This window comes from Halalkalibacter urbisdiaboli (genome assembly GCF_002156385.1).
GTDB classification, from domain to species: domain Bacteria; phylum Bacillota; class Bacilli; order Bacillales; family Bacillaceae_D; genus Halalkalibacter_A; species Halalkalibacter_A urbisdiaboli.
The window spans coordinates 622,604-639,188 of record NZ_MVJM01000002.1; the positions used below are offsets into that span (position 1 = coordinate 622,604).

At 39.3% G+C, this 16,585-nt stretch carries 19 protein-coding genes and 1 pseudogene; 2 read left to right on the forward strand and 18 right to left on the reverse strand.

What is annotated here, in order from left to right; translation table 11 throughout:
* Positions 1 to 129: 129 nt before the first annotated feature.
* The 17 genes from yunB to B1R93_RS10995 form a co-directional block, all read right to left on the reverse strand.
* The gene (gene yunB / locus B1R93_RS10910) at positions 130 to 906 is read right to left on the reverse strand and encodes a sporulation protein YunB (protein ID WP_088103997.1); all 777 of its coding nucleotides are present in this window, start codon (positions 904 to 906) and stop codon (positions 130 to 132) included.
* Between the two features lie 83 nt (positions 907 to 989).
* Positions 990 to 1,475: a dihydrofolate reductase gene (locus tag B1R93_RS10915; protein ID WP_088103998.1), complete on the reverse strand. Its 486-nt coding sequence runs from the start codon at positions 1,473 to 1,475 to the stop codon at positions 990 to 992.
* Complete coding sequence (locus tag B1R93_RS10920) at positions 1,472 to 2,266, reverse strand: thymidylate synthase (RefSeq protein WP_088103999.1); 795 nt, start codon at positions 2,264 to 2,266, stop codon at positions 1,472 to 1,474. Before B1R93_RS10920 ends, B1R93_RS10915 begins: the two co-directional genes overlap by 4 nt.
* An 8-nt stretch (positions 2,267 to 2,274) precedes the next feature.
* Complete coding sequence (locus tag B1R93_RS10925; RefSeq protein ID WP_088104000.1) at positions 2,275 to 3,390, reverse strand: HD-GYP domain-containing protein; 1,116 nt, start codon at positions 3,388 to 3,390, stop codon at positions 2,275 to 2,277.
* 195 nt (positions 3,391 to 3,585) lie between these two features.
* Positions 3,586 to 3,894 (reverse strand): YunC family protein, encoded by a 309-nt coding sequence (locus tag B1R93_RS10930; RefSeq protein WP_088104001.1) that lies wholly within the window; start codon positions 3,892 to 3,894, stop codon positions 3,586 to 3,588.
* Between the two features lie 78 nt (positions 3,895 to 3,972).
* A complete protein-coding gene (locus B1R93_RS10935) occupies positions 3,973 to 5,343 on the reverse strand; it encodes a bifunctional metallophosphatase/5'-nucleotidase (protein ID WP_088104002.1) in 1,371 nt (456 codons plus the stop codon).
* Between the two features lie 27 nt (positions 5,344 to 5,370).
* Positions 5,371 to 6,189, reverse strand: a complete 819-nt coding sequence (locus B1R93_RS10940) for a sulfite exporter TauE/SafE family protein (protein ID WP_088104003.1) — start codon at positions 6,187 to 6,189, stop codon at positions 5,371 to 5,373.
* An 871-nt stretch (positions 6,190 to 7,060) separates the two neighbouring features.
* Complete coding sequence (locus B1R93_RS10950; protein WP_088104005.1) at positions 7,061 to 7,903, reverse strand: DUF72 domain-containing protein; 843 nt, start codon at positions 7,901 to 7,903, stop codon at positions 7,061 to 7,063.
* A gap of 132 nt (positions 7,904 to 8,035) precedes the next feature.
* A complete protein-coding gene (sufB, locus tag B1R93_RS10955; RefSeq protein WP_088104006.1) occupies positions 8,036 to 9,433 on the reverse strand; it encodes a Fe-S cluster assembly protein SufB in 1,398 nt (465 codons plus the stop codon).
* A gap of 29 nt (positions 9,434 to 9,462) precedes the next feature.
* Positions 9,463 to 9,906, reverse strand: a complete 444-nt coding sequence (gene sufU / locus B1R93_RS10960) for a Fe-S cluster assembly sulfur transfer protein SufU (protein WP_088104007.1) — start codon at positions 9,904 to 9,906, stop codon at positions 9,463 to 9,465.
* On the reverse strand, positions 9,893 to 11,113 hold the full coding sequence (locus B1R93_RS10965; protein ID WP_088104008.1) for a cysteine desulfurase: 1,221 nt from the start codon (positions 11,111 to 11,113) through the stop codon (positions 9,893 to 9,895). The genes sufU and B1R93_RS10965 overlap by 14 nt, the downstream gene beginning before the upstream one ends.
* Complete coding sequence (gene sufD, locus B1R93_RS10970; protein WP_088104009.1) at positions 11,113 to 12,420, reverse strand: Fe-S cluster assembly protein SufD; 1,308 nt, start codon at positions 12,418 to 12,420, stop codon at positions 11,113 to 11,115. The genes B1R93_RS10965 and sufD overlap by 1 nt, the downstream gene beginning before the upstream one ends.
* A 65-nt stretch (positions 12,421 to 12,485) precedes the next feature.
* Positions 12,486 to 13,271: a Fe-S cluster assembly ATPase SufC gene (sufC, locus tag B1R93_RS10975; RefSeq protein WP_088104010.1), complete on the reverse strand. Its 786-nt coding sequence runs from the start codon at positions 13,269 to 13,271 to the stop codon at positions 12,486 to 12,488.
* Positions 13,272 to 13,513: 242 nt separating this feature from the next.
* Complete coding sequence (locus B1R93_RS10980) at positions 13,514 to 13,945, reverse strand: carboxymuconolactone decarboxylase family protein (RefSeq protein ID WP_088104011.1); 432 nt, start codon at positions 13,943 to 13,945, stop codon at positions 13,514 to 13,516.
* A 164-nt stretch (positions 13,946 to 14,109) separates the two neighbouring features.
* On the reverse strand, positions 14,110 to 14,346 hold the full coding sequence (locus tag B1R93_RS10985; protein ID WP_088104012.1) for a YusG family protein: 237 nt from the start codon (positions 14,344 to 14,346) through the stop codon (positions 14,110 to 14,112).
* Positions 14,347 to 14,487: 141 nt separating this feature from the next.
* Positions 14,488 to 14,877, reverse strand: a complete 390-nt coding sequence (gene gcvH, locus B1R93_RS10990; protein ID WP_088104013.1) for a glycine cleavage system protein GcvH — start codon at positions 14,875 to 14,877, stop codon at positions 14,488 to 14,490.
* A 66-nt stretch (positions 14,878 to 14,943) separates the two neighbouring features.
* Positions 14,944 to 15,300, reverse strand: coding sequence for an arsenate reductase family protein (locus B1R93_RS10995; protein WP_088104014.1), 357 nt, complete (start codon positions 15,298 to 15,300; stop codon positions 14,944 to 14,946).
* A 184-nt stretch (positions 15,301 to 15,484) separates the two neighbouring features.
* Between B1R93_RS10995 and B1R93_RS11000 the strand changes: the two genes are divergently transcribed.
* The gene (locus B1R93_RS11000; RefSeq protein ID WP_088104015.1) at positions 15,485 to 15,754 is read left to right on the forward strand and encodes a hypothetical protein; all 270 of its coding nucleotides are present in this window, start codon (positions 15,485 to 15,487) and stop codon (positions 15,752 to 15,754) included.
* A 14-nt stretch (positions 15,755 to 15,768) separates the two neighbouring features.
* Complete coding sequence (locus tag B1R93_RS11005) at positions 15,769 to 16,095, forward strand: spore coat protein (RefSeq protein ID WP_088104016.1); 327 nt, start codon at positions 15,769 to 15,771, stop codon at positions 16,093 to 16,095.
* On the opposite strand, the pseudogene B1R93_RS11010 reads toward B1R93_RS11005, so the two are convergent.
* Positions 16,086 to 16,585: pseudogene (locus tag B1R93_RS11010) on the reverse strand (transposase); the annotation flags it as partial. The gene B1R93_RS11005 and the pseudogene B1R93_RS11010 overlap by 10 nt on opposite strands.

Below are 16,585 nucleotides of genomic sequence, written 5' to 3' on the forward strand. Positions count from 1 at the left end.
TTTACACATACGCAAACAGGCAATAATGGTAGCCATTATTGCCTGAACCCTAGTTTTTTCTACTAGGCAAGCGCTGACATTTTTCGACAACCTGAACTAATATATCATGTTCTTCGTGCTTTTACAACGCTAATTACTTGATTTTGAATCAGAAGGTGGGTCAACCGGCAGAACCATTCCGCCTCCTTCTGCATATACATCTGGTACTCGTCCTTGAACCGTTACAAGCCCAATTGGAATCGTTGCCTTAACCGCTTCTGTATTTGTCGCAAATGGAATCACAATTTTAACGTCGACGACCAAATCAAAGTTTACGATCATCGTCGTATTATTAATACCGGTATCTTTTACTTCTAAATTCAAGTCTGGTCTTACATCTCCAATGGCTGAAAAGCGCACAGGAATTTTCGGTCCTAACTGAGCAAGTAACGCATTGTTTGTTGCTTGCCCTAAAGGTATCGTATAAATAATACCGCCTTCAGCATCCGTATCTGACCCTACCTCAACATCAACATCATCAGAAGCATCAATATCGAAAACCTCTCCTTGTTCGATCGCCTTTAAATGTCGTTGCACCCGATTCGTTGCTTCTGAGAGGACACGGTTGTAAATTTGGGTATTGAACTGAATCATTTGAATATAGCCTTCCGAGTCTTTATCAACAATAAAGAGTTCTTCTTGAGTCAAACCATCAGTTATTTTTTTATCAACCGCATCGTTAATCGCTTTGGTCGCTATCACCTTCGTTTCCGTCGTTGCAATTTGTAGCAATGTCGGACGTATCCCCTTCTCAATAATCCATAACCCTTGAGCAGTTAATATAATAAATATTAAGAAAGATAAGAGCAACACATACCGAAACGGCAGCGGGCCTTTTCGGGGTCTAATTTTTCTCTTAAAGGTCATGTTGAAAACCCCCTTCGCTTCATTCTATGCAAAGGAGGTAGGTAGTTTGACCACTAATTATTACTTGTTCTAAAAACATTACTTTATCCTTTTCTTTCGTAGAGACAAAAGTCATGAGCATGACGGTTTTTTTCATCGACCTTTCCTTTTTCTACCGAAACGAGCTTCCAATCAGCTTCTGAGATCTCTGGAAAGAAAGTATCTCCCTCAAAGGTTTCGTGAATTTTTGTAACATATAAACGGTCTACATCATTCCAAAATAGCTTAAATAATTCCGTGCCACCGATAATGAATAACTCTTCGTCTTCATTGGATAACGCTTTGACCTCATCTACGGAATGAACAACTTCACAGCCAGGTGCCTGAAAATCCTGACTTCGTGTTAATACGACATTCCGACGCTTAGGCAAAGGGCGACCAATCGATTCATATGTTTTTCTTCCCATCACAATCGTATGCCCTAACGTTGTTCGTTTAAAAAAAGCCAAGTCAGCAGGAAGGTGCCACGGTAAGTCATTGTCTTTTCCAATTGTGCGCTGTTCATCCATTGCAAAAATAAATGAAATCATACCGACACCTCACCTTTTATATGAGGGTGTGGATCATAATCGACAAGTTCAAAATCCTCATATGTAAAGTCAAAGATAGAAGAAACCTCACGATTGATCTTCACCTTCGGAAGTGAACGTGGCTCTCGCGTTAATTGAAGCTTTACTTGCTCTAAATGGTTCAAATAAATATGCGTATCGCCAAATGTATGCACAAAATCACCAGGCTCTAAGTCGGTTACTTGAGCTATCATCATTGTTAAAAGCGCATAAGAGGCGATATTAAACGGAACACCTAAGAATACATCTGCACTACGTTGGTAGAGCTGGCAAGAAAGTTTGCCATCATTTACGTAAAATTGAAAGAAACAATGGCATGGTGCTAAGGCCATCTCATCAATTTCTGCTGCATTCCATGCACTAACAATCAATCGACGTGAATCTGGGTTCTCCTTAATTTGGCGAATAACATCAGAAATTTGATCAACCGTTTTTCCATTTGCCCCTTCCCATGAGCGCCACTGCTTACCATATATAGGACCTAGCTCTCCGTCCTCATCTGCCCATTCATTCCAAATCCGGACACCATTTTCTTTTAAATAACGGACATTGGTCTCTCCTTTTAAAAACCAAAGCAGTTCATGGATAATCGACCGAAGATGAAGTTTCTTCGTTGTCACTAGGGGAAAACCCTCATTAAGGTTAAACCTCATTTGATAGCCAAACGTACTAATCGTCCCTGTCCCTGTCCGATCAGATTTTTCTGCGCCACTTTCTAACACATGCTTACATAAATCTAAATATTGTTTCATTCTTCATCTTACTCCTTTTTTGACGACGCTGGGGCTGCTTGCGTCGATTCGATTTCAACAATGGTTATATTGATTTGCTGCATTAAGTTGATGTCATAAGAGGATTCGAGCTTCTTACCTTTCTCAGATATAACGCGAACGACTGGTCTAGAACTTAGCTGCTTATTTTGTTTAATCACAATGGCCTCGCGTTCATCATTAAGTGTCACCGTTACCCCAACCGGATACACTGCAACCGCTCGACTAAATGCTTCAACCAAACGTTTATCAAATTGGGTATTGACCCCTGAATATAATAGCTCTAACGCTTCATGTGGTAGCATCGGCCTTCGATACACTCGATGGGATGTAACAGCATCGAATACATCAGCAATCCCAATCAGCTTTGCATACAAATGAATACTTTCATTCGTTAACCCTTGTGGATAGCCTGTCCCATCCATTCGTTCATGATGCTGTAATGCACAATGAGCTGTGACTAACGATATGTTCGGTAAATTTTTCAGCATATCAAAGCCCACTTTCGGATGGGTTTTGATAACATCAAACTCTTCTCGCGTTAGCCGCCCTGGTTTATTCAGTATCTCACTAGGAATGGCCATTTTTCCAACATCATGTAAAAGAGCCCCTAAGCCTATTTCCATTAACTGCTTTTCAGTAAATCCAACTTCAACGGCCAAGGCTAGAGTATACACCGTCACATTTAAGGAATGAGTAAAAATATAATTATCGTAAACATAAACATCACTTAGTAAAGCGAGGGCATCCTCTTTTTGCTTAATGTCAGATAAAATACTTTTCACAACCTCTGAAAAGTTCCGACTAAGATAATCACAATTTATCGACATATTTAGCTTTAAGTCATTGCTAATCGATTGAAATTCTCTCTTTATAAATTTAATCGCTTTATGCCTAGTTTCATCGGTAATGACGTCTTCTACGACGATATCCTCAGTTCTCTCATCATATATATATATAAATGATATACCTAAATTTAAAAGGCGCTCTAACACTCGTTCTGTTAGCTCCACTCCCTCGAATAAAAGCACTTGTCCATTATCGTTAAATATGGGCTTGCCAAGCTTCGTACCTGGTTCAACAGACTTCGTCGCCACTAATCTCATTTTGTTCTCCCTTTATCATAGGATTTATCATACTTGTAGTTTTACATGAAAACTGTCGAACTTCAAGGTAAACTATCTGAAAATAGAGGATTACTTTTAGAGAATAGATGTTTATGTTTCAATTAATTAACGCTATTGGTTATTATAGTGAAAATTAATGAAAACCTCAGCATCTAAGATACTGAGGCTTTCAGATTAATCATACTTCATTTTAAGTAATGCATCTTTCCCCTTCATCCCCGCTTTAATGCCAAGCTCTTCTGCCTCTAATGTTACCGATTCAAGTGGTGCCTCAAGGAGTTGGTCAATTGTCCGAACTCCAACTGCACGCCCTGCAACAATTTTTCGTTCCTTTAATTTATCATTTAATAACGCGACATCCAATGCACCACACATAATATATCCCGTATCATTCATAACTGCCATGAAATTTGTTTTAGGAAGCTTTAACGTCACTGCAATAAACGTCTCTCCCTCAATTTTAATTGGGTTCATATCTAGCATTGATTTCACGCTCCTTATCGTTTGCTCATTCCTTACTCGTAATACGATATGAGCAAAGTAAATAGAACGTGAATTATTTTAAGCATATGTTTGCCCAAGCTTCCATGCCAGTATGTCACGTAATAACTCAGGCATATAGTAATCCTTAAATGACGATTCTGCTACATCCGGATAAAGGTGGCCAAACGTGTACATATCTAATGTTGCAATCGTATACTCTCTATCAAGCTGAAGCGGTTTTCCAAGTACATCGACTTCCCCTAACGTACCATCGCTTTTTTCTCGAATCGTTATCCCCGTAAAAATCATTTTTCCTAACACCTTCCCCCGAAAACCAAACCCTCGTAACTGTAAGGTTTTCATTTCAGTTGTACGAGAACGCTCAATGGTCTTCAACAATTCCAGTCCTGATAATTTCACTACACAAGGGTTAATCGGATGTGGACATATTCGATGAATGTCCGCCTTCGTAATTGTTCCTTTTTGGAGAGATTCTAGCAACACACCTGCATTAATCATGCCAATTTCTTGATCACACCACTCTGCTAACGCACGACAGAGCAAATCGACCGCCTCAGTTTCTTCCTCCCAAGAAACAAGTAACGTCTTAGGTAATATCGCAACAGGCTCTGCTAATTGCTTAGATGCTTGCTGTTGTAATTGTTTTAACAGTGTAGTTGTAGCCGAATCTTCTTCCCAGTCCTTTTCGACTTGTAATAATTTGGCCTCTTTATGAACAACAGTTTTGGTAGCCTGGTCATAATGAAGGTTAATTTTCCCGAAGTGCGCGCCATATTTTCCAGCCTGAGCGATTAAAGTACCACAAATAGTCTTTCCTTGTTTTAAAACATCATGAGTATGCGCGCCTAAAATGATATCAATCCCATCAACTGTTTCCGCTATTTCTTCATCTCGAAATAAGCCAAGATGGGACATCAGGATGACAACATCTACTTGAGGTCTCACCTCATCAACTAATTTTTTTAATAATTGAATTGGGTGCTCAATTTTCCAGCCTAACTGCTGATAGAATCGAGTAAACGGCGCGGTTAAACCAATAATCCCTATTTTCACTCCGCTGTTTAATTGATGAATAACATAAGGCTTTGCCCAGTCTGGTCGATTCCCCTTTTCATCAAAGAGGTTTGCTACAATTACTGAGAATTTCGCTTCATTATATAATGTATTTAATTGGTCTTTCGAAAATGTGATACCTTCATTATTTCCAATCGTTGCAAAATCAACTTTCGCTTCATTCAGTAGTCGAACATTTCCTTTTCCTTCTGTTGCCTCCGTAATTGGATGACTACGGTCCGCATGATCGCCAAGTTCAAAGAATAAACTATTTCCATCTCGGTGCTTCTTTGTATAAGCGATAATCTGTGGCCAATAATCAAAGCAGCTATGAATATCATTTGTATGAAAGAATGTTAATTGTACGGTTGTCATCGGTTCCTAGTTTTCCTCCTCATTCATTCAAAAACTACCATTAAAAATTAAGCGTATTGCCATAACTATTAAAAATATGCGAAAAACCATCACTAACGTGTCGCTTGATAAGCGACGGTTTATCGCTGCTCCAAGCTGACCTCCAAACCAAGCTCCTGGAATCAGGGCCGTTGCAAGAAACCAATCAACGTTACCTAATGCTATATGAGAAATAGAGCCAACAATGGAAGACAATAAAATCATAAACATCGATGTCGCCACTGCAATATGTGGAGGAAAGCCAAACAATACAATCATAGCAGGAACCATTAGCGATCCTCCTCCAACACCAAAAAGACCAGAAACCATTCCAACACAAAAAGCGATTATAATGGCGATAAAAGGATGAAAACGATATGTATAATGATGACCTTCCTGATCTATATGACTGCGTTCAACTCCAGAAAGCCTTCCTGGTAACGGTTTTATATGGTTTCTAATAAATAGAATAAAAGAGACGAATAAAATAAAAAGCCCAAAGTAAAGAAAAAACGCATCGACGTTAATCCCTTTGTTTAACCAAACACCAAACAATGCGCCAGGAGCACTACCAGTAAAAAATATCGCTCCACTTTTAAAGTCAATTTTTTTCTGCTTCATATAAGCAAATGTTGAGGAGAGACCAGTAAAAATCATAATTAACAATGAGGTTCCGACTGCCACTTGAGGTGTCATATGATTTAATATCGGTAAGTAATAGGCAAACAAAAGTAAAGCTGGAACAATAACTATGCCACCACCTAGTCCCATTACACTGCCAAGCGTTCCAGCAACTAACCCAATCAGCAGTAACACAATCCATTCCATATAAAACCCTCTTTAAGTTTAGTAAAAACTTGAGAAGAAGGAAACCACCTGCTTCTTTCGTAAAGAAGCACACTTCGCTTCTTTTTTTAAACCTTGAGAAGAAGGAATACCGCCTTCTTCTTTCGTAAAGAAGCACACTTCGCTTCTTTTTTAAAACCTTGAAAAGAAGGAATACCGCCGTCTTCTTTCGTAAAGAGGGACACTTCGCTTCTTTATTTAAACCTTGAGAAAAAGGTATACCGCCTTCTTCTTTCGCAAAGAAGCACAAATCGCGTCCTTTTTTTAAACCTTAAGTAGAATGAATACCACCTTCTTCTTTCGTATAGAAACACACTTCGCTTCTTTATTTAAACCTTGAGAAAAAGGTATACCGCCTTCTTCTTTCGCAAAGAAGCACAAATCGCGTCCTTTTTTTAAACCTTAAGTAGAATGAATACCACCTTCTTCTTTCGTATAGAAACACACTTCGCTTCTTTATTTAAACCTTGAGAAAAAGGTATACCGCCTTCTTCTTTCGCAAAGAAGCACAAATCGCGTCCTTTTTTTAAACCTTAAGTAGAATGAATACCACCTTCTTCTTTCGTATAGAAACACACTTCGCTTCTTTATTTAAACCTTGAGAAAAAGGTATACCGCCTTCTTCTTTCGTAAAGAAGCACACTTCGCTTCTTTTTTTAAACCTTGAGAAGAAGGAATACCGCCTTCTTCTTTCGTAAAGAAGCACACTTCGCTTCTTTTTTTTAAACCTTGAGAAGAAGGGAAAACCGCCTTCTTCTTTCGTAAAGAAGGACACTTCGCTTCTTTTTTTAAACCTTGAGAAGAAGGGAAAACCGCCTTCTTCTTTCGTAAAGAAGCACACTTCGCTTCTTTACTAAAATAAGTTTAGTTGTTTTGGGGAGAGGCCTTTGTATTCGATGCCGAGCATGGAGAGAAGTTGCATGGCGTTGTCGGCAGCGTCTCCTCCTGAGTTGTTATTAAAAATAATATAAATGTCGTCAGTTTGTTGTTTTAGTTCTTGGAGATAATCATACCACTCCTGTAGTTCCTCTTCTTTATAGCGGTACAAATAACGTACTTCCCGCCACCGTCCATTACCAGGATCCTTCCAACCATAGTGATTACGACCATGAAAACGAATCAATGTTTTCTTCTCATCCGTTGGCTTTAAAACGATCGGAATTGAGCCCGTACCAGCCTGAGGCTCATCGCAAATGCTATGAATCCATCGCTCTTCCTTCATAAACGCTAATGTTTTTTCTATCATGCTCGGAGAAAACCATGTTCGATTCCGAAATTCTAAAGCAGCAGGGACCTCTTCTAATTGTTCCTTAACATAGCGTAAATACTGGACATGCTCCTTTTTACAATCAAACCAAGGGGGGAACTGACAAAGAACCATCGCAAGCTTCTTTTTCTCTATTAATGGTTGTAGTGATTCTAAAAATGCTGAAAACATGTCCTTTTTGTTTTCGAAAGGATCACTTCCTTGTTGATGACCAGTCATGCCTTGAAAGGCTTTAACAATAAACTGAAACGAATCAGGTGTCTCATTTGCCCACTTTTTCATATTTCGAATGGGCTGTACAGCATAGTAAGAGGCATCTAATTCTACAATCGGAAAGTAGCTCGAATACGTTTCAAGCGTTGGCTTGCTTCCTGTTGCTTCATATAATGATAGATGGTCACCCCATCCAGCTAGCCCAATGTAAATCAAGGCACTTCACCTCTATTACTAAATAAATAATCAGGTTCAGCTTGGATTAATCATTATCTCAAAACGGAACCTGGTTATTTATTATGTATGAAGGAAAAGCGAACCCTTTTCGGATTCGCTTTATTCCTTGTATTACCCAATTGAACCTTCCATCTCAAACTTAATGAGACGGTTCATTTCAACAGCGTATTCCATTGGTAATTCTTTTGTAAATGGCTCGATGAAGCCCATAACAATCATCTCTGTCGCTTCCTGTTCAGAAATACCACGGCTCATTAAATAGAACAATTGGTCCTCTGACACTTTAGAAACTGTCGCTTCGTGCTCAAGCGTAATGTTGTTGTTTAAAATTTCGTTATATGGAATTGTATCAGATGTTGACTCATTATCCATAATTAACGTATCACACTCGATTTTCGATTTCGACCCTTGTGATTTACGGCCAAAGTGACAAATACCACGGTACGTTACTTTACCACCATGCTTTGAAATGGATTTAGACACGATTGTAGATGAACAGTTAGGAGCAAGATGGTGAACCTTTGCGCCGGCATCTTGATGCTGCCCTTTCCCTGCAATTGCAATCGAAAGAATCGTTCCTTTTGCGCCTTCACCACGCATAATAACAGCAGGGTATTTCATCGTTAATTTTGAACCGATGTTTCCATCAACCCATTCCATTGTTGCACCTGCATCAGCAACCGCACGCTTTGTTACAAGGTTGTAAATGTTCGGTGCCCAGTTTTGAATAGTCGTATAACGGCAGTACGCATCTTTCTTAACAATGATTTCGACAACCGCACTATGAAGTGAATTTGTTGAGTATACAGGTGCTGTACAACCTTCAACATAGTGTACAGAGCTATCTTCATCAGCAATGATTAGTGTACGTTCAAACTGCCCCATGTTTTCTGAGTTAATACGGAAATAGGCTTGCAGCGGTGTATCGGTTTTTACCCCTTTAGGAACGTAAATAAACGAACCACCTGACCAAACAGCGGAGTTCAAAGCAGCAAACTTGTTATCCGTTGGTGGAATAATTGTACCAAAGTGCTCTCTGAAAATTTCTTCATGTTCTTTTAAAGCTGTATCCGTATCTGTGAAAAGAATCCCTTGCTCCGTAAGGTCTTCTTTCATGTTATGGTAAACAACCTCTGATTCATATTGCGCAGAAACCCCAGCTAAATATTTTTGTTCTGCTTCAGGAATTCCAAGCTTATCAAACGTGTTTTTAATCTCTTCAGGTACTTCATCCCAAGATTTCTCAGACTTCTCAGACGGCTTTACATAGTACGTAATGTCATCGAAATTAAGCTCCGATAAATCCCCACCCCATTGAGGCATAGGCATTTTATAAAATGTTTCTAACGATTTCAAACGGAAATCTAGCATCCACTCGGGCTCATTTTTCATACGCGAGATTTCCTCAACAATTTCACGTGTCAATCCTCGCTTAGAACGAAAGATTGAGACGTCACGGTCCGAAAACCCATATTTGTATTCGCCGATATCTGGCATTTTTTTCGCCATGTCGTAAACCCTCCTTATATTCTTTCAGATTATTCTTCGTGGTCCTGTAGGCCTTTCTCCATCGCCTTCCACGCTAATGTTGCACATTTAATTCGAGCTGGGAACTTTGACACACCTTGTAGGGCTTCAATATCCCCTAAGTCGAAACGGTCCTCATCATATTCTTTTCCAAGCATCATATCGGAAAATATCGCCGACATCGCCTTTGCTTCTTCAGGTGTCAATCCTTTTACTGCCTGCGTCATCATTGAAGCAGAAGCTAAACTAATCGAGCAGCCTTCGCCAACAAATTTAGCCGCAGTTACCTTCCCATCCTCAAGCTTCATTTGAATTTGAATCCGATCTCCACATGTAGGATTATTCATGTTGACCGTTAACGTATCCTCATCTTCAAATTCGCCACGATTTCGAGGGTTTTTATAATGATCCATAATTACTTGTCGGTAAAGTGTATCAAGATTAGAAGACATCACCAAAGTACTCCTTTGTTTTTACTAATCCAGCTACTAATGCATCAACGTCTTCTTTCGTGTTGTATAAATAAAAACTAGCACGTGCAGTTGCTGTAGCGTTCAGCCACTTCATTAGCGGCTGTGCACAGTGATGCCCAGCACGAACAGCAATACCTTCAGCATCTAAAACGGTTGCCACATCATGTGGATGAACATCATCTATATTAAATGTTACCACACCTGCACGCTTTTGCGGTCCATAAATCGTAATTCCATCGATATCAGAAAGACGTTCTAGTGCATAAGCAGCCATTTCATGTTCATGCTTTTCAATTTCATCAAGACCAATCTCAGTAAGAAAATCAATTGCGGCCCCTAATCCAATCGCACCAGCAATAATTGGCGTCCCTCCCTCAAATTTCCAAGGGAGCTCCTTCCAAGTTGAATCCTGTAATCCAACAAAGTCAATCATTTCACCGCCAAATTCAATCGGCTCCATTTTATTAAGAAGCTCTTTCTTGCCATATAGTGCTCCAATTCCAGTTGGACCAACCATTTTATGACCAGAAAATGCAAAGAAATCACAGTCTAGATCTAGCACATCAACCTTCATATGAGGCGTACTTTGCGCCCCATCCACAATCATGATAGCACCATGTTTATGAGCAATTGCTGCAAGTTCTTTTACAGGATTAATTGTACCAAGTACGTTTGACACGTGCATAACCGATACAATTTTCGTATTGTTAGTAATCATGTTTTCGGCATCAGCCAAATCAATGGTTCCATCTTCTTGAAGAGGTAAATATTTCAACGTTGCTCCAGTCACTTTTGCGACCTGTTGCCATGGAATAATATTACTATGGTGTTCCATTGGGGTGATGACAATTTCATCGCCTTCCGATAAATTGTCTCGGCCATAACTTGACGCTACAAGGTTAAGAGCTGTCGTTGTCCCACGTGTGAAAATAATTTCCTCTGTTGATTTTGCACCAATAAAAGAACGAACCTTCTCACGTGCACCTTCGTACCCATCTGTCGCAAACGTTCCAAGTGTATGAACCCCTCTGTGAACATTTGAGTTATAGCGTCTGTAGTAATCATCGATTTTTTCAATGACGACTGCTGGCTTTTGCGATGTTGCAGCACTGTCCAAATAGACGAGCGGATTTCCGTTTACTTCCTGATTAAGAATGGGAAACAGCTCTTTAATCTCTTTGGCATTCATCATTTAACTTTCCTTTCAATCGCTTCACGTAAACGTTCCTTCACGGATTCGATTGGCAGTTGGTTCACAACTGGAGCCAAGAATCCATGAATAACTAAACGCTCAGCTTCTTTGCGTGGAATCCCGCGACTCATTAGGTAGAACATTTGTAATGGATCAATCCGACCAACTGATGCTGCGTGCCCTGCTGTAACATCATCTTCGTCAATTAGAAGAATCGGGTTCGCATCGCCGCGTGCCTTCTCGCTTAACATAAGGACACGCTCAGTTTGCTCACCATTTGACTTTGTAGCACCGTGTTCAATCTTAGTAATTCCATTAAAAATCGCCGTTGCTGAATCACGCATAACACCATGCTTTAATATATGCCCTTCTGAATGCTTTCCATGATGGAAAATTTGTGTCGTGAAATTTTGCTTTTGCTCTCCTCGACCAATTGATACAGTCTTTGTGTCAGCCCATGAGCCATCACCGATTAAATGAGTGGTATTTTCAGAAACGGTATTACCATCATTCATTTGGCCAAGAGCCCAATCCACTCGTGCGTCGCGTTCAACGTGTGCACGGCGAACGACATAGGTTGTGACTTCAGTCGCTAAATTGTCAACAGCACCAAATGCTACTTTTGAACCTGCTCCAGCATAAACCTCAGCTACAATGTTTGCGACAGCAGCTTGGCCTTCCGTTGATACGTAATTCTCTACATATGTTACCGAGCTATTCTCTTCAGCTACAACGATCACGTGGTTGAATAAACCTGTTTCCACTGTGTCAATAGAGTAAACCGCTTGAAGTGGTAGCTCTACTTGCACATTACGAGGAACATAGACGAAAGCTCCTCCATTTAAACAAGCAGCATGTAACGCTGTTAAACGGTTTTCGTCCACATTTACAGCTTCCCCGAACAAGTATTTCTTTACAAGATCCTCATGTTCAGTTACCGCCGTTTTTAAGTCTGTAAAAATAACGCCTTTGTCCTTTAGCTCTGAATTCAGCTTTGCGAAAACAGCAGAAGTGTCCTGTTGAACAACTAAATTTTGTTCAGCTGTTTCCTCTCCAATTAATGCCCGTACATTTTCAGGGAGTGTAGCAATATTATTCACAGCAGGAACGTCTTGAACGCTATGAGAAAATTGTGTAAAGTTCCATTTATCAATTTTAGTTTTTTCCGGTCTTGGTAATGCTAGAGTTTCAAAAAGTTCTAAGCCTTTTAATCGAATGTCTAAAAGCCATTTTGGCTCTTTACGTTCATTCGAGAATGTTTGAATGTGTTCTGATTCGAACGGTACTTTCGTCTCGACTGACATACATACCCACCCTTTACTATTAATTCTTGAATATATTTATGGTCGTAAGCATATGGTCTAAAAAATTATGCTTCTTGGTTTACACGCTCATCTTCAATTCCAAGCTCTTCTTTAATCCAGTCATAGCCTTCAGCTTCTAAACGTTCTGCTAACTCAGCTCCACCAGATTTAACGATACGACCTTGCATCATGACATGAACCTTATCAGGCTTAATATAATTTAATAGACGTTGATAGTGGGTAATAATTAAGCAGCCAAACTCTGGGTTACGCATTGCATTAACACCTTCAGATACAACTTTAAGAGCATCAATATCTAAACCTGAGTCAATTTCATCTAAAATCGCAATTTTCGGGTCAAGCATTAGAAGCTGTAGGATTTCGTTACGCTTCTTTTCACCGCCTGAAAAACCTTCGTTTAAATAACGATGTGCGAACGATTGGTCCATTTCTAAAAGGTCCATCTTCTCATCTAATTTACGGATGAATTTCATAAGAGAGATTTCGTCGCCTTCTTCACGCTTTGCATTAATTGCAGAACGAAGGAAGTCAGAGTTTGTAATTCCACTAATTTCACTTGGATATTGCATTGCAAGGAATAATCCTGCTTGTGCACGTTCGTCAACTTCCATTTCTAAGACGTCTTTTCCGTCTAACGTAATTGAACCACTTGTGATCTCATACTTGGGGTGACCCATGATTGCAGATGATAACGTTGATTTACCTGTTCCATTCGGCCCCATAATTGCGTGGATTTCTCCACCTTTAACTTCAAGGCTGAAGTCTTTTAGAATTTCTTTTCCTTCAATTGATACGTGTAAATTTTCAATCTTTAAATACGGTGCTGACATGATTAATTACCTCCAATTTATCCTGCTTATTTCCAAAGCGTAAGTTTTTAGCCTTAAATTGATCAATTCTCAATCTATTCTCATTACAATCTTATAACAAATTTAACTTAAGTTCAAGAAACGCAACTTGCAACTAAGAATGAATTCATTATGTATGAATAACAGAGTGATGCATTTACATCACTCTGTCGACTATCATAACATGTATGGCATATTGTCCCAACCTTATTAGGGTAAAAACTTTAGATTAAACCCGAAAGTTGACTTTCCTTATCCTCTTTACCTTTTTTGCTCTTGGTATTTTCGCTGTTTTCACTTTTTTTACTTAACTCGGTAATAGACTCCTGCACAAGTGTAACAGCTTGACTCATGGCAGCTCCTCCACCGAAAGCTGCTGTTACACCAACAGCCTCTAATATTTCATCTTCAGTACACCCTTCATCTAAGCAGCCCTTAGTGTGATAAATAATACAATACTCATCCTGAGAAAAAACACTAATCCCTAAAGCTATCATTTGTTTTTCCTTTTTCGAAAGCTGGCCTTCTGCAAAGCATTCCTGCGTAAATGCATTATACTTTTCTGCGATTTTCGGCATTTTTTTTGTAAAATCACCTAAGCCTTGCTTGTAGTCCTCTAATGCCATTTCTATTGGATTCATTTGTTGTTCGTCCATGGTATTCTCCCTTCAAACAAATTAACAACGATAGTATCTGTTTTACAAAATCTTTTCATGCAGTTGCTTACAGGAAATCTGTCAAAACCTCGTTGGAGCCCATGAATTAGTGTAGTCCTATCTATTGAAAAGCCTTTTTCAGTGTCCTTGCCTAGCTCACTTGGTTAACACCAGCCTTCATCACAACCATTTACATAGGACTCAACTTCTTGAGGCTCGGCATTTTCAAAACGGTAAATTTTATCTTCCTTAAATAAATACCCTTCCGCCATTTCATGCTGCAACCCTTGATTGGTTTCTATGATTTCACCTATTTTGGCATCACCTATATATAAACTCATCGTTCCATCGACCATTTTCCCGTTTACTTTACTTGTAATATCAACCTTTTTCAAATCCATCATGACTCCTCCTTTTTAGATAAGTCATTTTTAAGTTACCCTTCCTTAGCTAGTGCATACCCGTAAGTCACTACCAAGACAACGACTAACCACTAAAAAAATAAGCCATGGGGAGAAAAACCCATGGCTTGAAAACATTTATTAATCTTCGCTTATCATTTGCTCGTATTCTTCAGCAGACATAAGCTTGTCTATTTCCGACTTATCAGATGGCTCAATAACAATCATCCATGCCTTTTCATAAGGTGACTCGTTGACAAACTCTGGAGAATCGTCAAGCTCTTCGTTAATTTCAACGACCTTTCCACTAATTGGAGCATAAAGCTCAGACACGGTTTTCACCGATTCAACACTACCAAATGGCTCGTCTGCTTCGATTTCATCTCCAATTTCGGGCAATTCAACAAAAACAATATCTCCAAGCTCTGATTGCGCAAAGTCTGTGATTCCAATACGGACTTTTTCTCCTTCTACTTTAACCCACTCGTGTTCTTCTGAATACTTTAGTTCCTTAGGTAAATTTGCGCTCATCTAAATCCCTCCGTTTACATATTACTTCTTATATTATACATGCTTTACTTCACGAAAAAAAATGACTCATTTCCATGCTTGCTCATAGGCTTCATCTTTAAAGCCAACCGTAACTTTATTGCCATCTGTTGCGATTGGACGTTTAATTAGCATCCCGTCACTTGAAAGTAGCTCGAGCAGATCATCCTCTGACATATCTTTCAGCTTGTCCTTTAAGCCAAGTTCACGATATTTTTGACCACTTGTATTAAAGAATTTTTTTAGTTCCAGCCCGCTTTTTTCATACATTGTTTTTAATTGTTCTTTACTCGGCGGGTTCTCAACTATATGTACTTCATTAAATGCAATATTGTGGTCTTCAAACCATTTTTTCGCTTTTCTGCATGTTCCACATTTCGGATAATGATATATCGTAATACTCACTCTTAAACCTCCCCTCTTACAATCTTTACCGTTATTATTGCTTATTTTCACATACGTTACAACTTATTTGCATTTCATTTGGTGATTATTAGATCTCATAGTATACCGAATTTTTTTCATACTAAACCTTGTATCCGAATGAAGGATACGCTGTGATGAACAGCATCCAAAGGAGGGTATACTCATGCAGCAACAACAAATGACCATGAAACAAAACCAAACCATTATGCAACAACCACCAGCTGTTATTTCGACAAAGGATCAGCTATATATTTCTGATATGCTTTCTTGGAATTTGCTAGCGATGAAAAAAGCACATTTTTTCGCACAGCAATGTCAAGATCCTGAAATTCGCCAAGCATTAGAAACAGCAGGAAACATGCATCAGAAGCATTATCAAATGATTCTTAATCACTTACAGACTAACCAGCAGCAACAAATGCCGGTACAATAAGGGGGACGAACAAGATGAATCAACAATCAAAAATTCAAAACCCAGAGATGCAAGTACCGAAAACACCACAAATGAATGATCGTGATTTTATCAACGATATTTTAACAACCGAAAAATATATGACCGCTTCTTATTCAGTTGCATTAAACGAAGCAAGCCATCAACAACTATACTCTGACATTTTAGGTATCTTTACCGAAACCCAGGATTGTCAACGAGATATATACAACTTAATGTTTAAAAAAGGGTTCTATTCATTAGAAGCAGCGGACCAGCAAAAGCTCCAGCAAGGCTATCAGCAATTTTCAGGGTACAGCAATCAATTCCCATATCAACAATAATGCCCTATGACACTCCTATATTGGAGTGTCTCAGACCGTAGACAAAACGCCTTTGAGAAATGACTCTCAAAGGCGTTTTCGCGTATTTCCGTCTATTGTCTGTTGGTGACGCTGGAGGATGGGTGTTCCTCCAGTGCCAGTTGGCTAATTTTTTTAGGTTCATGGCAGCGAAAACAAGCATCGCCTGCATTGAGTTTTTTTCCAACCCTTTTAGGTTGGTCCAACGCATACCATGCTTTTGTTTGAGATCGGCAAAGACACGTTCAATCGTTTCTTTACGCTTGGCGTAAATCTCTTTATTTACCTCTGTGTGTCGTAAGTGTTCGGCTTCATCCAAAGCATCCTGCCAAATGTGTCGTAAAACCAACTTCTGCTGGTTTTTACTCTTGGTACATTGGTGTAAGACCGGACAAGCCTGACAAATGGATGAATCAGATATGTACTCCCGATAGCCTTCTCGGTTCGTAGTCCTATATGGTAGAATCTGATT

Coding starts and splice junctions, on each gene's coding strand:
- B1R93_RS10935 (WP_088104002.1), bottom strand. CDS start 5,343: ATGACAACCGTACAATTAACATTCTTTCATACAAATGATATTCATAGC.
- gcvH (WP_088104013.1), bottom strand. CDS start 14,877: ATGAGCGCAAATTTACCTAAGGAACTAAAGTATTCAGAAGAACACGAG.
- B1R93_RS11005 (WP_088104016.1), top strand. CDS start 15,769: ATGAATCAACAATCAAAAATTCAAAACCCAGAGATGCAAGTACCGAAA.
- B1R93_RS10985 (WP_088104012.1), bottom strand. CDS start 14,346: ATGGATTTGAAAAAGGTTGATATTACAAGTAAAGTAAACGGGAAAATG.
- B1R93_RS10930 (WP_088104001.1), bottom strand. CDS start 3,894: ATGCTAGATATGAACCCAATTAAAATTGAGGGAGAGACGTTTATTGCA.
- B1R93_RS10915 (WP_088103998.1), bottom strand. CDS start 1,475: ATGATTTCATTTATTTTTGCAATGGATGAACAGCGCACAATTGGAAAA.
- B1R93_RS10920 (WP_088103999.1), bottom strand. CDS start 2,266: ATGAAACAATATTTAGATTTATGTAAGCATGTGTTAGAAAGTGGCGCA.
- B1R93_RS11000 (WP_088104015.1), top strand. CDS start 15,485: ATGCAGCAACAACAAATGACCATGAAACAAAACCAAACCATTATGCAA.
- sufD (WP_088104009.1), bottom strand. CDS start 12,420: ATGTCAGTCGAGACGAAAGTACCGTTCGAATCAGAACACATTCAAACA.
- sufC (WP_088104010.1), bottom strand. CDS start 13,271: ATGTCAGCACCGTATTTAAAGATTGAAAATTTACACGTATCAATTGAA.
- sufB (WP_088104006.1), bottom strand. CDS start 9,433: ATGGCGAAAAAAATGCCAGATATCGGCGAATACAAATATGGGTTTTCG.
- yunB (WP_088103997.1), bottom strand. CDS start 906: ATGACCTTTAAGAGAAAAATTAGACCCCGAAAAGGCCCGCTGCCGTTT.
- B1R93_RS10980 (WP_088104011.1), bottom strand. CDS start 13,945: ATGGACGAACAACAAATGAATCCAATAGAAATGGCATTAGAGGACTAC.
- B1R93_RS10925 (WP_088104000.1), bottom strand. CDS start 3,390: ATGAGATTAGTGGCGACGAAGTCTGTTGAACCAGGTACGAAGCTTGGC.
- B1R93_RS10940 (WP_088104003.1), bottom strand. CDS start 6,189: ATGGAATGGATTGTGTTACTGCTGATTGGGTTAGTTGCTGGAACGCTT.
- B1R93_RS10965 (WP_088104008.1), bottom strand. CDS start 11,113: ATGAATGCCAAAGAGATTAAAGAGCTGTTTCCCATTCTTAATCAGGAA.